We start from the raw sequence: 14,428 nt of genomic DNA on the forward strand, positions 1-14,428 counted from the left end.
GACATGGCAACCGAAGGCTTCGTGCGCCGCCCGCGGATCGCGCCGCCGCGTCCGCCGGGCGGTGAGGTCGCGCTGTCCGCGCCGCCGGAACTCGATCGTCCCGTCGTCGGTAATCTGCTGATGAAGCTGATGCCGGTGGTGATGGTGGTCGCCGTGGTCGGCATGATCGCGATGATGGTCATGCTGGGTCGCAACCTGCTGGCAAACCCGTTCATGATGATGTTCCCGATGATGATGCTGATGTCGATGTTCGGCATGATGGCGGGCATGCGCGGCGGCGGCGGGCCGAAGAAGGCCGCCGAGCTCAACGAGGAACGCAAGGACTACTTCCGCTACCTCGATCAGGTCCGCAAGGATGTGCGCAAGACCGGCATCCAGCAGCTGACGGCGCTGCGGTGGAGCCATCCCGAACCCGGCGACCTGCAATCGGTGATCGGCAGCCGCCGGATGTGGGAACGCCGACCCAACGACCCGGATTTCGGGCACGTGCGGGTCGGCGTGGGCAGCCATCGCCTGGCCACCAAGCTGGCCCGGCCCGAGACAGGTCCGCTGGAAGACCTGGAACCGGTGTCCACCGTCGCCTTGCGCCGGTTCGTGCGCACCCACTCGGTGGTGCACGGCCTGCCCACCGCCATCTCGCTGCGCGCGTTCCCCGCCATCAATGTCGAAGGCGACCGTGAGGCCGCGCTCACGCTGGTGCGCTCGATGCTGATGGAGTTCACCACCTTCCACGGCCCCGACCACGCCGCGGTCGCCATCATCTGTGCCGACCCCGACGGCCCGGCTTGGTCCTGGGCGAAATGGCTACCGCACCTGCAACATCCGGTGGACCGCGACGGCATGGGCTCGGTCCGGATGATGTACCGCTCGCTGGCCGAACTGGAGACCTCCATGTCCGCCGAGCTGGTCGAGCGCGGTCGCTTCATGCGTAACGCGCAGCCGACAGCGGGCCGGATCCATCTGCTGGTGATCATCGACGACGGCTACGTCAGCGGTTCCGAACGCGTCGTCAGCGACGCGGGCCTCGACTCGGTGACCGTGCTCGACCTGACCGCACCGCAAAGCGGTCTTGCGGTGCGCCGCGGCCTGCAACTGGTCGTCACCGACGACGGCATGGTGGCCGCGAAATCCGCTGCGGGCGTGGAGAAATTCGCCACCGCCGACCAGGTGACCCGCGCCGAGGCGACCGCGCTGGCCCGGGATCTGGCGCGCTTCCGCATCGCGACCGCCGCCCAGATGGTGAGCCTGGGTGACGAGACCCGGGCCGATCCCGGCCTGATGGCGCTGCTGAAGATTCCCGACGCCGCCCAGATCGATCCCGCGGCGGTGTGGCGCCCGCGCAGCGACCGGGAACGGCTGCGGGTGCCGATCGGCGTCACCCCCGACGGTACGCCGGTCGAGATCGATATCAAGGAGTCCGCCGAGAACGGTATGGGCCCGCACGGATTGTGTATCGGCGCAACGGGTTCGGGTAAGTCGGAGTTCCTGCGCACGCTGGTGCTGTCCATGGTGACCACGCACTCGCCCGATCTGCTGAACCTGGTGCTGGTCGACTTCAAGGGTGGCGCGACCTTCCTCGGCCTGGACTCGCTGCCGCACGTCTCCGCGGTCATCACCAACCTCGAGGAGGAACTCGCCCTCGTCGACCGCATGAAGGACGCCCTCTCCGGTGAGATGACCCGGCGCCAAGAGCTGCTGCGCGCGGCAGGCAACTTCGCCAATGTCACCGAATACGAGAAGGCTCGCGCCGCAGGCGCGCACCTGGATCCGCTGCCCGCGCTGTTCGTGGTGGTCGACGAGTTCTCCGAACTGCTCTCGCAGAAACCGGATTTCGCGGATCTGTTCGTGATGATCGGCCGCCTTGGCCGGTCGCTGCGCGTGCATCTGCTGCTGGCTTCGCAGCGCCTGGAGGAGAACAAGCTGCGCGGTCTCGACTCGCATCTGTCCTACCGGATCGGCCTGCGTACGTTCTCCGCCAACGAGTCAAGGGCGGTGCTCGGCATCACAGACGCCTACCATCTGCCCAGCGTGCCGGGCTCCGGCTACCTCAAGAGCGACGCCGACGATCCGCTGCGCTTCAACGCCAGTTATGTGTCCGGGCCGTATGTCTCGCCGCGCGGTACCCGGCAGGTGGACGGCAAGACCGTCGGCGGGCAATCGCCTGCGGTGTTCACCGCGGCGCCCGTGGCGCTGCCGGAGATCGTCCAGCCCGAGCGGCAGGCCGTGCCGAGTGGCCGGCCCGAGCTGCCGCCGCCGCCAGGACGGATGGGTCTGCCCGAATTGCCGCCGCCGCCAGGGCAAGTCGTGGAGGAGGAAGAGGGCAAGGAGCAGACCCCGGTGCCGGTTGCCGAGGCCGTTCCCGCGACGCTGCTGACCACCGTCGTCGATCGCCTGCGCGGCCACGGCCGCCCGGCGCACGAGGTATGGCTGCCGCCACTGGACGAGTCGCCGTCGGTCGACATGTTGCTGCCCGACCCGGACTGGCGCTCGCCGGTCAACCGGCACGGTCAGCTGTGGTTGCCGCTGGGTGTCATCGACAAGCCCTACGAGCAGCGCCGCGATGTACTGATCGTGGATCTGTCCGCAGCGCAGGGCAATGTCGCGGTCGTCGGTGGTCCGCAGTCGGGTAAGTCGACCACCCTGCGCACCATCATCATGGCCGCGGCCGCCACTCACACACCCGAGCAGGTGCAGTTCTACTGTCTCGACTTCGGTGGCGGCACACTCTCCGGTTTGGCGGGAATGCCGCATGTAGGTTCCGTCGCGGGTCGCATGGAAGTCGATCGGATCCGCCGCACCATCGCGGAGGTGACCGGCATCCTGCGCCGCCGTGAGGAGCTGTTCCGCGAGCTGGGCATCGACTCCATCGTCGAATTCCGCAGGCGGAAAGCGCTGCTGGCGGAGAAGTCGCCTGCCGAGCGGCAAGCCGACCCGCTCGCTCAGGATCCGCACGGTGACGTCTTTCTCGTCATCGACGGCTGGCCCACCATCCGCGCCGATTACGACACGCTGGAACCGCAGCTCAATGCCATCGCCGCACAGGGTCTTTCCTATGGTGTCCACCTGATCGTCTCCACCACCCGGTGGCCGGAGATCCGCTCGCAGATCAAGGACCTCATCGGTACGCGCATCGAGCTCCGCCTCGGTGACCCGTCCGACTCCGAGATGGACCGGCGTACCGCGGTGCTCGTGCCCACCGGCCGTCCGGGCCGTGGTCTCACCGCGCAGAAGCTGCATCTGCTGGTCGCGTTGCCGCGCTTGGACTCCGACTCCGATCCGGGCACCCTGTCCGAGGGAATCGGCATCGCCAAGCAGCAGCTCAACGAGCTCTACGGCCGGAAAGCACCCGAGGTTCGGATGCTGCCGATGGAGCTCTCGCGCGAGGCCGTGGTCGCGGAGGCGGCGAGGCGGGGCATCCAGCAGAGCAAGACGCTGGCCGTTATCGGCATCGGCGAGACCGACCTGCAACCGATCGTCATGGATTTCGCGGTGCAGCCGCACTTCTACAGTTTCTGCGATGTGGAGTGCGGTAAGACCACGCTGCTGCGCAATATAGTCGCCGGCATCACTGAGAACTCCACCTCCGAGGAAGCCCGCGTCATCCTGATCGACTACCGGCGCACCATGCTCGGAGTGCTGGAAGGGGCGCAGCTGGCCGGATACTCGACCTCCTCGCAGACGTCCTTCGGGATGATCAAGGAAGTCGCCAACTACCTCCAGAAGCGGATCCCGGGCAATGACATCACGCCACAGCAGTTGCGCGAACGCAGCTGGTGGACCGGGCCCGAGATCTATGTCGTCGTCGACGATTACGAGATGGTGGTCTCCGGTGGGCGCAACCCGCTGGAGCCGCTGATCGAGTTCCTGCCGCAGGCACGCGACCTCGGTCTGCACGTGGTGATCAGCCGCCGCGCAGGCGGCGCCAGCCGGGCCATGTTCGACAAGGTGCTCGGCACGCTCAAGGACATGGGTGTGGACGCGCTGCTGATGAGCGCGCCCAAGGATGAGGGCAAGATCATCGGCGACATCCGCGCCGCCAAGCTGCCGCCCGGTCGCGGCACGCTGGTCACTCGCGGCGGCGACGAGATGATCCAGGTGGCGTACCTGCCGCCGCTATAGGCGTACCTCCGCCTTCGCTCCGGCCGTGCGCGGGCTGAGGACGGACTTCGTCCGGCGGCGTCGATTCTGCGTACTCCGCCTTCGCTCCGGCCATGCGCGGGCTGAGGACGGACTTCGTCCGGCGGCGTCGATTCTGCGTACTCCGCCTCCGCTCCGGCCATGCGCGGGCTGAGGGCGGACTTCGTCCGGCGGCGTCGATTCTGCGTACCCGCCTCCGCTCCGGCGCTGCCTGCTCAGTTCGGCAGCGCCGGGGGAGCGAGGATGGTATCCGTCGGCGGGTCCAGCATGGGCGTCGCCGCAGGCAGCCCCGCGGCGGGGACGGCGAGCGTCTGCTCGAAATCCCAGCTGTCGGTGCGTCGCTCGAACAGCGCGCGGGACGGTCCGCGCGCGACCGGCCCGGCGATGCGCGCCATATGGAAACCCGCCCTGCGGTAGTAGTCGTGCAGGTCGGCGTTGGTGGTCCAGGCGTCGAGGCGGACCCAGTCACGGTCGCGCTCCCTGGCCAGCAGTCCGGCCTGCGCGAGCAGGCGATGGCCGAGACGCTGTCCGGCGAAACGCAGGTCGACGATCATGAAGTGCACGACCACCGCGTCGGCGAGCTCCCACTCCGACCACAGTCCGGGGTCGGCGCGATCGTTGACGGTGATGGTGCCCGCCGGTTCGCCGTCCACCTCGGCGATCCAGGTCTCGCCCGCGTCGAGCGAGCGCCCGACCGCGCGGGCGAAGATCTCGATGGGCAGGCCGCGGCCCGCGACCGTCCACTGGTCGGAGCCGCGGGCGGTGAGCCAGGCGGTGCGCTGGACGCGCAGGCGGCAGATCAAGCCGAGGTCGCCGAGGGTGGCTTCGCGGAAGAGGGTAGTCATAGCAATGAAATACCTGGTCTATACGACTCGCCCAATATCTGCCGGATCACCGCGGTGCCCTCGGCATCGCCGAGCTCGTAGGCCAGGCGGTTGCGCGTGGCGATGGAGCGCTGCCGCGTGGCGCGGGTTATCCGGCTGTGGTCCGCCCCGATCCGCAGATGGTCGAGCAGGATCGTTCCGGTCGCGACGCCGAGCACGATCGCCTCCTCGGCGCTGGCGGGTCGCGCGACCAGCGTGTCGCGGTGGGCGGTCTCGGGATAGCCGCGGTCGGCCATCCGGCGAGTGGTGCCCTCTGGGATGTCGTGCGGCGAATCGATGCCGGTCGCCTCGGCCAGGTCGCGGGGATAGAAACTGACCTCCCACGACCACGGTTCGTTGTCGAGGTACTGCACGACGGTGCGAGCGAGCACCCAGGTGTTCTCCGCCACGCCGAGCCACTGTGCCACCTGCGCCGTCGCGGGCTCCATCCGCGCGCTGAACTCCTTGGCGGGTACCCGATCCGCGGCGCGGGCGATCTCCTCGAAGATGTCGTGCGGCGATTTGGGCCGGTCGGGACGGATGTGGTCGGTCATCACCGACTCGAGCACTTCCTGGTTTCGGACGATCGTCCCGCGGGAAGTAGCTGTGTAGACGAGATTTTCGGCAACAAGAACCTGAATGGCATTGCGGGCCGTGGTGATCGAAACCTGCATCTGTTCGGCCAGCTCGGTGTGACTCGGAAGTCGATCGCCCGGATTCCATTTGCCTGCGCGGATCTCCTCGCGGAGGAGGTCTGCGATCCGGTGGTACGTCGGACCGTCCGCCATCTTGCTCCTCGGTTGGTCGTGCAGGTAACGAAGTGTACTCTTCGTGACTCCCTACGGCCGGGTAACGCTTGACAGGTGCCTTCAGAGGTTTATTGTAATGAAGTCCTGATCCGGTGTTGTGCGGCGATGAACGGCGAGGCAACGTGGCAGGTTCGGATTCATCAACGATTGTGATGGCAGTTCCCGACACATCCCGGTGTGTCGATTCGGCAGTGCAGTCCGTGTCTACCGGGCTACTGCCCACTTCGGATCTACTTGTTCGGGCGTGTCGCGGGCATCGGGTCGTAGGTGGCCCCCTGCTCTGGTTCGCCCGCGATCTGGCGGTATTACACGAGCGGCGACTCGTCGGTCGTGGTGGATCGGTGAACACCGATCCCACTCATATTCTCGAAAACGAACGGCGCCGAAGCGAATTGGTCATGGCCATCGACGACTGGGTGGCGCGCAGCGTCCCCCAGCATCGGCTCGGCGCTACTTTGCACACCGAGACTGTCGGCGCGGTGATCGATCGGCTCGCGGAGTCCTCGGTGCGTGCGCACCACGCACTGATGACGCTCGACGCGCACGACGAGCTACTGCACTGCGCCTGGCACCACCTCGCCGAATTGGCGGACGCCTATGACGACCTGGTCCGCGACGTGATCGCGGGGCGGAGGCGGCTGCCCGAGTGGTGAGGTGGTTCGTTCGGTCGGGTGTCGTCACCCCTCCTCGGCACCCGACCGGCGAACCTCTTTGACGCGCAATGCCTGTCGAACCGGCGATCAGGTGTGGAAGCGGCGGTGATCGATGGAGAACTCGTCGGCCACGGTCGCGGCGAGTTCCACGTAGGCGCGCTTCGCTTGCTTGCTGAGCCGGTGCAGATCGATCTCGGCGCCCTCCGAGAGGTGCGAGTCGTACGGGATGATGTGCACCGCGCGGCAGCGGGACAGGAAGTACTCGCGCAGCTGTTGCACGCCCACGTTCGGCGAACCCTCGCGCGGCAGGTTGATCACCACGACCGCGTTGCGCACCAGGTGATCGTGACCGTGCAGGGACAGCCAGTCCAGCGTCGCCGCGGCACTGCGGGCGCCGTCGATCGCCGCCGACGAAATCAGCACCAGCGAATGCGCCAGATCCAGGACGCCCGCCATCGCCGAGTGCATCAGACCGGTGCCGCAGTCGGTGAGGATGATGTTGTAGTAGCGCTGCAGGATTCGAGCGACCGCCCGGTACTCCTCGTCGTTGAACGCCTCCGACGCCGCCGGATCCCGTTCGCTGGCAAGCACCTCCAACCGGCTGGTGGCCTGCGAGGTGTGCCTGCGCACATCCGAGTAGCGCTGGATCGACGGATCGAGCAGCAGGTCCCGAACCGTCGACCGGGTCTGCAGCGGCACGCGCTGGGAGAGTGTGCCGAAGTCCGGGTTGGCGTCGACCGCGATCACCCGGTCGCCGCGGATGGAGGCGAAGATCGAGCCGAGACCCATGGTGGTGGTCGTCTTCCCTACGCCACCCTTCAGCGAGAGCACCGCGATGCGGTAGTCGCCGCGGACCGGCTGCCTGATCCTGGCCACCAGCTCCTGGAGTCGCAGCTCCTCGGCCGACATGCCGGGATTGATCGCGCCACCGGACATGTGGTGCACGGCCTTGCGCCAACCGCTGCCCGGTGATTTCTTGGCGCGGCGCAAGGGAACGTCGTCCAGGGAGGGCTGGCCCTGCTGGGGCTGACGCGGACCGCCGTGCTGCGGCTGCTGACCCCAGCTTTCACCGGTCGGCCCGTGCTGCGGCCGGCCCCAGCTCTCGCCCATTGGTCCCTGCGGGGGCGCGGGAGGTTGCGCGCCCTGGTTCCACGCGGGCGGCACGGGCGGCTGCTGATCGGCGGCCGGAGGCGCGACGAAGCCAGCCGCGTTGTTGTTCGCGGGCTCCACCGATCCCGGCCCGGACTGCGTCGGATAGCGCGGCTCGCTGGGCCGCCGATCACCGGGGATGTGATAGGCGTCGGGGCCGGGGGCCGGAGCGTAACCGCCTTGGCGCTGGTCGGCATAGCCGTAGCCGGGCTGTGGACCGTTCTCCTGATACGGCGGCTGCGCGCCGTATCCCGCCTGCGTCCAAGGCATTTCGCCGCCGGGGGCCTGGCCGCCCTGCTGTGCGAACACTCCGGGATCCCGGCGCACCTGGCCGGGAGCGGGCTGATCGCTGACCGGAGCCCGGTGGCCACCCTGGGCCGGACCCGGTGCGCCCCACTGAGGCTCGTTCGGGTCGGGTTCCGCGGGCAGTCGATGCCTGCCGCGCCGTGCGGATTCGGCGTCCTCGGCAGTGCCGGCGGAGTCGCGGGTGAACTCACTTCCTTGGCCTCGACCGACGGCTGCCGATCCGTGCCCGGAATCGTCAGGGCGCGGGCGGAGTCCGCCTTCGCTCCGCTCGTCCGGGCGAGCGGAAGAGCTCGGAGCCGCCTCGTCGCCGACCGGCCGGGACTCGAAGTTCGGGCGCTCGGTGACGTTCGCGGGATCGGCGGCAGTGGACGTTCCGCCCGCGTGCGCGACGGGGGAGGGGTCGCCCGGTCGGCCGATGTCGCTCACGGACGCCGGTGTCTGTTGCACGGTCGGCGAAGGCGCTTGCGGCCCAGACTGTTCGGCGGAGTCCGCGGGTGGCGGGGGAAGCTCGGGACGGGCGCTCGGCTGGCGCTGTTCATGGCCGCCGAGCCAGGAGGGTGCAGTGTCGCCCGACGGTGTCGCCCCGTCGTGTGTGCGTGGCGGGATTCCCTGCTCGGGAGGTGCGGCCGCGGCCGGGCCCGACGACGCGGCTGCGCTCGGGCCCGCGAGCCACGGTGGGGCTGCGTCGAATTCGGTCGCCGCACGGTCCGCGTCGGCCGAGGCGTTGTTCTCGGTGGACGCGGTGGGTGTGCGGTCCTGGCCCGTCGAAGCGGAATCCGTGTTCGGCTGAGCGGAAGGGTGATCCACCGCCGACGGAGGCTCGACCGGGTCTCCGGCCGGAATGCGTCGCTCGACAGGCGAATCGCCGACGTGGCTCGCGGCCGCCCGGTCGGTGACGCTGTGCTCGGCCCGCGGATCGGCGACCTCGTCGCCGGTCGTCCGGACGGAGCTGTCCTCGGCGGCAGGGGACGGCCGGACGTCGCTCGGCGGCGGTGGCGGCAGGTCGGGAAGCTGACGCTGGTAGCGCGTGGTCGCCTCGTTCGACGGAGGCGGCTCGGGAGCCGTCGGCGCGGGCGTGCGCTGACCGAGCGGTTGGAAGGCCTCGGAAGGCTGGCTCGGCTGCCGAGTGGGCAGGCCGGTGTGTCCGCCCTGCTGTCGCGGTGCGGACGACCTCGGGTCGTCGGGATGCGGTAGCCCGCCCCATGTCTCGCCCGGCCGCTGCGCGACCTGGCTCGATCCGTCGACCGGCGGCTGCGGAGGCCGACCGGGGCCGTCGATCGGCTGCTGCCCCGGCCCGCCCATCGACTGCTGGTAGCCGGGCGCGCCGGTCTGCTGGTGCGGTGGCTGTCCAGGGGTGCTGTGCTGCTGCGGCACTCGACCCGGTCCGCCGAACTGCTCCGGCGCGGCACCCCACTGCGGTCCGCCGTCACCGACCGGTGGCTGCGCCGGATATCCGGGGCCGCCGGTCTGTTGCTGCGGCCGGCTCGGTCCGCCGACCTGGTCGGGACGCGCCTGACCGGGTCCGCCGATCTGATCGGGACCGCCGATCGGCTGGTCCGGTCCGCCGAACTGCTGCTGCGGCGGCGTCGGGCCGGGTCCTCCGGTCGGCGCTTGCCCGTGGGCGTCGAACCGCGGCGGGGCCGGGTGCTCCGGCCCGCCCATCGGCTGCTGCCGAACCGGACCCTCGGTCTGCTGCCAGGAATCGTTGCGATCCGCCTGGCCGCGCGCGGCCTGCTGCGGCGAATCGCCGGGCCGACCCGCGTCCGCGTCGGGGCCGGACGACCAACCGGACTGCGGCTGTCCCCAGGAGTTGGCGGGCGGCTCTTGGCGGCGCTGTTCCTCGGCCGGCGGCGCGGTGTGCTGTTCCTCGACCGGCTCTTCCTTGTCGCGGCCGAGCCACCTGCGCTTCTTGTCCTTGCGGCCGGAACCCTGATTCGCGTCGCTGCGACCGTCGGGCGCCTGAGACTTGCGGCGCTTTTTGCGATCGGGTGCGTCATCGATGAGGTCGTCGTGCGGAAGATTCTCTACCGGTGCCTCGTAACCCCCGGTGACCTCGCTGTCGGACAGCCACGGCGGCAGCATCGGGAGGTCGTTGTTACGACTCACCGCATCGCCTCGCTGTCCCGCGGCTCCGTTGTGCGTTCGGCGTCCCTCGTGCCCGAGATGGCTCGCCCGCTACGCTCACGCTCGGCCCTGTCGTGGCCGAGGGGCGCGGTGCCGACGGCTGGCCCGGTACGCTGGCTCACGGCATCCCCCTAAGTCTGCTCGACCGTTTCCTGGACCCGGTCAGTTTACGTGACGCGCCCCACCCGACGTGGCGCAGGGAGCCGCTGCGCTGCGGCGGCGCGGCGGGGTGTTTTTGCCGGATCGGATGCCTCCCGGTAAGCTGGAGCGGCGGTGCACCTATGCGCCGCCTGTTTGCATGCCGCCGGTCCGGTGACGCCGTCCGGTACATACAAGCAGACACCAGGCAATCACACCAGGTTCGAGCGGCAACGCTCGGTGAACCGGGATCGCGGAGGACATGGCGAAGAAGGACGGGGCCATCGAGGTCGAGGGTCGAGTTGTCGAGCCGCTGCCCAATGCGATGTTCCGTATCGAGCTCGAGAACGGGCACAAGGTTCTCGCGCACATCAGCGGAAAGATGCGGCAGCACTACATTCGCATCCTTCCCGAGGACCGGGTGGTCGTCGAGCTCTCGCCCTACGACCTGTCCCGCGGCCGCATCGTTTACCGCTATAAGTGAATCGCGTCGGCGAGCTCGCGGAACGCACTCGCCTGAGTCGATTCATTTGGCCACCGTCCGCGAGGACGGCGCAACGAAGACTTCCCCAGCCGCCAGGCTGGGGAAAAACTGTGTTCACACCTTTGTGAACCACAACGAGATTGGACGGACGTGAAGGTTCAGCCGAGCGTCAAGAAGATCTGCGAGAAGTGCAAGGTGATCCGCCGCCACGGCCGGGTCATGGTGATCTGCGACAACCTGCGCCACAAGCAGCGCCAGGGCTGATCGAGGTTTCACCGCCAAGCACCGAACGCAGTTCGGATTGGCACAGAGAAGAACTCCCAGCTCCAGCCGCACGCTGTGGAAATTCGGTCGCTCGCGAGAGTGCCCGGGGCGTGCGAGCCAACCACCGGTACGGAGGCCGGTGCCCCAAACAAGACGGGGGAACGGACAGGGAGCAGACCTCCGCAACGATTAAGGAAACTGCCACATGGCACGTCTCATGGGCGTCGACCTCCCGCGCGAAAAGCGCATGGAGATCGCGCTGACCTACATTTTCGGCATCGGCCGTACCCGCTCCAAGGAGATCCTCGAGGCCACCGGCGTCAGCCCGGACCTGCGTTCGAAGGACCTCAGCGACGACGACCTGACCAAGCTCCGCGACTACATCGAGGCCTCGGAGTTCAAGGTCGAGGGTGACCTGCGCCGTGAGGTGCAGGCCGACATCCGCCGCAAGATCGAGATCGGCTGCTACCAGGGCCTGCGCCACCGTCGTGGCCTGCCCGTGCGTGGCCAGCGGACCAAGACCAATGCGCGCACCCGCAAGGGCCCGAAGCGCACCGTCGCAGGCAAGAAGAAGTAAGGGATACGGATGCCTCCTAAGAGCAGGGCCTCCGGCCCCAAGAAGACCCAGAAGTCGCGTCGCAGGGACAAGAAGAACGTCCCGCACGGCAACGCGCACATCAAGAGCACGTTCAACAACACGATCGTGTCCATCACCGACCCGAACGGCAACGTCATCTCCTGGGCGTCGTCGGGTCACGTCGGCTTCAAGGGTTCGCGTAAGTCGACCCCGTTCGCCGCGCAGCTGGCCGCCGAGAACGCGGCTCGCAAGGCGCAGGAGCACGGCGTCAAGAAGGTCGACGTGTTCGTCAAGGGCCCCGGTTCGGGCCGTGAGACCGCGATCCGCTCGCTGCAGGCCGCAGGCCTCGAGGTGGGCACGATCTCCGATGTCACCCCGCAGCCGCACAACGGCTGCCGTCCGCCCAAGCGGCGTCGCGTCTAGCGGGAAAGGAAGGTAGAGCGAAATGGCCCGTTACACCGGACCCATCACCCGCAAGTCGCGTCGTCTGCGCGTCGACCTCGTCGGCGGCGATCAGGCGTTCGAGCGTCGCCCCTACCCGCCCGGCCAGCACGGCCGCGCGCGGATCAAGGAGAGCGAGTACCTGCTCCAGCTGCAGGAGAAGCAGAAGGCTCGCTTCTCCTACGGCGTCATGGAGAAGCAGTTCCGCCGGTACTACGAAGAGGCGAACCGCCTCAAGGGCAAGACCGGTGACAACCTGCTTCGTCTGCTCGAGACCCGTCTCGACAACGTCGTGTACCGCGCCGGTCTGGCGCGCACCCGTCGCCAGGCTCGTCAGCTCGTCAGCCACGGCCACTTCCTGGTCAACGGCGTCAAGGTCGACGTGCCCAGCTACAAGGTGAGCCAGTACGACATCATCGATGTCAAGGAAAAGTCGCTGCCGACCCTGCCTTTCCAGGTCGCGCGGGAGACCCTCGGCGATCGCCCGGTTCCGGGCTGGCTGCAGGTGATCCCGGGCCGTCTGCGGATCCTGGTCCACCAGGAGCCGGAGCGCGCCCAGATCGATGTGCCGCTGCAGGAACAGCTGATCGTCGAGTACTACTCGAAGTAATCAGCGAATGCCGCTGGTGCGGCGGAGGCTCCGCCCCCGCCGCACAACCCCTTAAAACGAGGCGTCAAATAGCGGGCGCCCTAAAAGGAGGATGATCCTCATGCTGATTTCCCAGCGTCCGACCCTGACCGAAGAGGTCGTCGCCGAGAACCGCTCGAAGTTCACCATCGAACCCCTCGAGCCGGGCTTCGGTTACACCCTCGGCAACTCGCTGCGGCGTACCCTGCTGTCCTCGATTCCGGGGGCCGCGGTCACGAGCATCCGCATCGACGGCGTTCTGCACGAGTTCACCACCGTTCCCGGCGTGAAGGAAGATGTCACCGACATCATCCTGAACCTCAAGGGTCTGGTCGTGTCCTCGGAGGAGGACGAGCCGGTGACGATGTACGTGCGCAAGCAGGGTCCCGGCACCGTCACCGCCGGTGACATCGTGCCGCCCGCCGGCGTCGTCGTGCACAACCCGGACATGCACATCGCCACCCTGAACGACAAGGGCAAGCTCGAGATCGAGCTCGTCGTCGAGCGCGGTCGCGGTTACGTCCCCGCTGTGCAGAACAAGGCGTCCGGTGCGGAAATCGGCCGGATCCCGGTGGATTCGATCTACTCCCCGGTGCTCAAGGTGACCTACAAGGTCGAGGCCACCCGTGTCGAGCAGCGCACCGACTTCGACCGGCTCATCCTGGACGTGGAGACCAAGAACTCCATCAGCGCGCGGGACGCGCTCGCCTCGGCGGGCAAGACCCTGGTCGAGCTGTTCGGCCTGGCTCGCGAGCTGAACGTCGAAGCAGAAGGCATCGAGATCGGCCCCTCGCCGGCCGAGGCGGATCACATCGCCTCGTTCGGTCTGCCGATCGAGGACCTGGACCTCACCGTCCGGTCCTACAACTGCCTCAAGCGCGAGGGTGTGCACACGGTGGGCGAGCTGGTCGCCCGCACCGAGTCGGATCTGCTGGACATCCGCAACTTCGGCCAGAAGTCCATCGACGAGGTGAAGGTCAAGCTGCACGCGCTCGGCCTCTCGCTGAAGGACAGCCCGGCGTCGTTCGACCCGTCCTCCGTGGTGGGTTACGACGCGAGCACCGGCACGTGGAGCGACAGCGGCACGTTCAGTGACACCGATGGCGGCGAGCAGGACTACGCCGAGACCGAACAGCTCTAGGCCGCTGGGGTAGGCGCCCCGGCCCGGCCGCATACAAGGAGAATCAACAATGCCTAAGCCCAAGAAGGGTGCCCGCTTCGGCGGGTCGGCGTCGCACCAGAAGGCGATTTTCGCCAATCTGGCCACGGCGCTCTTCGAGCACGGCCGGATCACCACCACCGAGGCCAAGGCCAAGGCCGTGCGCCCCTACGCGGAGAAGCTCATCACCAAGGCGAAGGGCGGCACCCTTGCCGACCGTCGCGAGGTGCTGAAGGTGATCCGCAACAAGGACGTCGTGCACTCGCTCTTCGCGGAGATCGGGCCGTCGTTCGAGGGCCGCGAGGGTGGCTACACCCGCATCACCAAGACGCTGCCGCGTAAGGGTGACAACGCGCCGATGGCGATCATCGAGCTGGTCCGGGAGAAGACCGTGACCAACGAGGCCGATCGCGCCCGTCGCGTGGCCGCTTCGAAGAAGGCGGAAGATGCGGCTCCCGAGGCTGTCGAGGAGACCGCCGACGAGGCTGTCGCCGAGACCGCCGAGGCCGAGGCTCCCGCCGCAGACGAGGGTGCCGAGGACAAGAAGGACGCCTGAGGCTGCTTCCCCGTGTGGGAATGAGCCGGACGCCTGATATTGCGTCGGATTCGCGAACGAGCCCGCCGCCCCTGGGGTGGCGGGCTCGTTCGCGTCGATCGACGGAACGAGCTCGCCGACCGAGGTATCCCGGCGCGCTT

General features: G+C 68.2%; 12 protein-coding genes. 9 read left to right on the plus strand and 3 right to left on the minus strand.

The genetic code is table 11. From position 1 onward, the window contains the following. Positions 1-3: 3 nt before the first annotated feature. The gene (gene eccCa / locus AB0H50_RS22940) at positions 4-4,119 is read left to right on the plus strand and encodes a type VII secretion protein EccCa (protein ID WP_357456042.1); all 4,116 of its coding nucleotides are present in this window, start codon (positions 4-6) and stop codon (positions 4,117-4,119) included. 233 nt (positions 4,120-4,352) lie between these two features. Here the strand turns inward: eccCa and AB0H50_RS22945 are convergent, their stop codons facing one another. Both AB0H50_RS22945 and AB0H50_RS22950 read right to left on the minus strand, forming a co-directional pair. Continuing rightward, positions 4,353-4,982 (minus strand): GNAT family N-acetyltransferase, encoded by a 630-nt coding sequence (locus tag AB0H50_RS22945; protein ID WP_357456045.1) that lies wholly within the window; start codon positions 4,980-4,982, stop codon positions 4,353-4,355. After that, entirely contained in the window at positions 4,979-5,788 is an 810-nt protein-coding gene (locus AB0H50_RS22950) for a GntR family transcriptional regulator (RefSeq protein ID WP_357456047.1), read from the minus strand. Before AB0H50_RS22950 ends, AB0H50_RS22945 begins: the two co-directional genes overlap by 4 nt. Positions 5,789-6,150: 362 nt before the next feature. Between AB0H50_RS22950 and AB0H50_RS22955 the strand changes: the two genes are divergently transcribed. Next, positions 6,151-6,462 carry a DUF4254 domain-containing protein gene (locus tag AB0H50_RS22955; protein ID WP_357456050.1) on the plus strand — a complete coding sequence of 104 codons (312 nt, stop codon included), beginning with the start codon at positions 6,151-6,153 and terminating at the stop codon, positions 6,460-6,462. Between the two features lie 87 nt (positions 6,463-6,549). Here the strand turns inward: AB0H50_RS22955 and AB0H50_RS22960 are convergent, their stop codons facing one another. After that, positions 6,550-10,023 carry an AAA family ATPase gene (locus AB0H50_RS22960; protein WP_357456053.1) on the minus strand — a complete coding sequence of 1,158 codons (3,474 nt, stop codon included), beginning with the start codon at positions 10,021-10,023 and terminating at the stop codon, positions 6,550-6,552. A gap of 418 nt (positions 10,024-10,441) precedes the next feature. Between AB0H50_RS22960 and infA the strand changes: the two genes are divergently transcribed. The 7 genes from infA to rplQ all read left to right on the plus strand — a co-directional run bounded on the left by infA (position 10,442) and on the right by rplQ (position 14,288). Further along, on the plus strand, positions 10,442-10,663 hold the full coding sequence (gene infA, locus AB0H50_RS22965; protein ID WP_003418601.1) for a translation initiation factor IF-1: 222 nt from the start codon (positions 10,442-10,444) through the stop codon (positions 10,661-10,663). 150 nt (positions 10,664-10,813) lie between these two features. Next, positions 10,814-10,927: a 50S ribosomal protein L36 gene (rpmJ, locus tag AB0H50_RS22970; RefSeq protein WP_011207363.1), complete on the plus strand. Its 114-nt coding sequence runs from the start codon at positions 10,814-10,816 to the stop codon at positions 10,925-10,927. Positions 10,928-11,132: 205 nt separating this feature from the next. Next, complete coding sequence (gene rpsM, locus AB0H50_RS22975; RefSeq protein WP_039795645.1) at positions 11,133-11,504, plus strand: 30S ribosomal protein S13; 372 nt, start codon at positions 11,133-11,135, stop codon at positions 11,502-11,504. A 9-nt stretch (positions 11,505-11,513) separates the two neighbouring features. Then, complete coding sequence (rpsK, locus tag AB0H50_RS22980) at positions 11,514-11,927, plus strand: 30S ribosomal protein S11 (protein WP_011207365.1); 414 nt, start codon at positions 11,514-11,516, stop codon at positions 11,925-11,927. Positions 11,928-11,949: 22 nt separating this feature from the next. After that, positions 11,950-12,555, plus strand: coding sequence for a 30S ribosomal protein S4 (gene rpsD, locus AB0H50_RS22985; RefSeq protein WP_067785061.1), 606 nt, complete (start codon positions 11,950-11,952; stop codon positions 12,553-12,555). A 100-nt stretch (positions 12,556-12,655) separates the two neighbouring features. Continuing rightward, entirely contained in the window at positions 12,656-13,714 is a 1,059-nt protein-coding gene (locus tag AB0H50_RS22990) for a DNA-directed RNA polymerase subunit alpha (RefSeq protein ID WP_067785162.1), read from the plus strand. Between the two features lie 49 nt (positions 13,715-13,763). Then, positions 13,764-14,288, plus strand: coding sequence for a 50S ribosomal protein L17 (rplQ, locus tag AB0H50_RS22995; RefSeq protein WP_357456056.1), 525 nt, complete (start codon positions 13,764-13,766; stop codon positions 14,286-14,288). Positions 14,289-14,428: the final 140 nt, after the last annotated feature.

Origin of the sequence: Nocardia sp. NPDC050793 (assembly GCF_040654065.1) — a bacterium.
Taxonomy (GTDB): domain Bacteria; phylum Actinomycetota; class Actinomycetes; order Mycobacteriales; family Mycobacteriaceae; genus Nocardia.

What these genes read in the sequence shown, in the direction of transcription:
- AB0H50_RS22950 (WP_357456047.1), bottom strand. Translation starts at nt 5,788, where the DNA reads ATGGCGGACGGTCCGACGTACCACCGGATCGCAGACCTCCTCCGCGAG.
- rplQ (WP_357456056.1), top strand. Translation starts at nt 13,764, where the DNA reads ATGCCTAAGCCCAAGAAGGGTGCCCGCTTCGGCGGGTCGGCGTCGCAC.
- rpsD (WP_067785061.1), top strand. Translation starts at nt 11,950, where the DNA reads ATGGCCCGTTACACCGGACCCATCACCCGCAAGTCGCGTCGTCTGCGC.
- AB0H50_RS22990 (WP_067785162.1), top strand. Translation starts at nt 12,656, where the DNA reads ATGCTGATTTCCCAGCGTCCGACCCTGACCGAAGAGGTCGTCGCCGAG.
- infA (WP_003418601.1), top strand. Translation starts at nt 10,442, where the DNA reads ATGGCGAAGAAGGACGGGGCCATCGAGGTCGAGGGTCGAGTTGTCGAG.
- rpsK (WP_011207365.1), top strand. Translation starts at nt 11,514, where the DNA reads ATGCCTCCTAAGAGCAGGGCCTCCGGCCCCAAGAAGACCCAGAAGTCG.
- AB0H50_RS22945 (WP_357456045.1), bottom strand. Translation starts at nt 4,982, where the DNA reads ATGACTACCCTCTTCCGCGAAGCCACCCTCGGCGACCTCGGCTTGATC.
- eccCa (WP_357456042.1), top strand. Translation starts at nt 4, where the DNA reads ATGGCAACCGAAGGCTTCGTGCGCCGCCCGCGGATCGCGCCGCCGCGT.
- rpsM (WP_039795645.1), top strand. Translation starts at nt 11,133, where the DNA reads ATGGCACGTCTCATGGGCGTCGACCTCCCGCGCGAAAAGCGCATGGAG.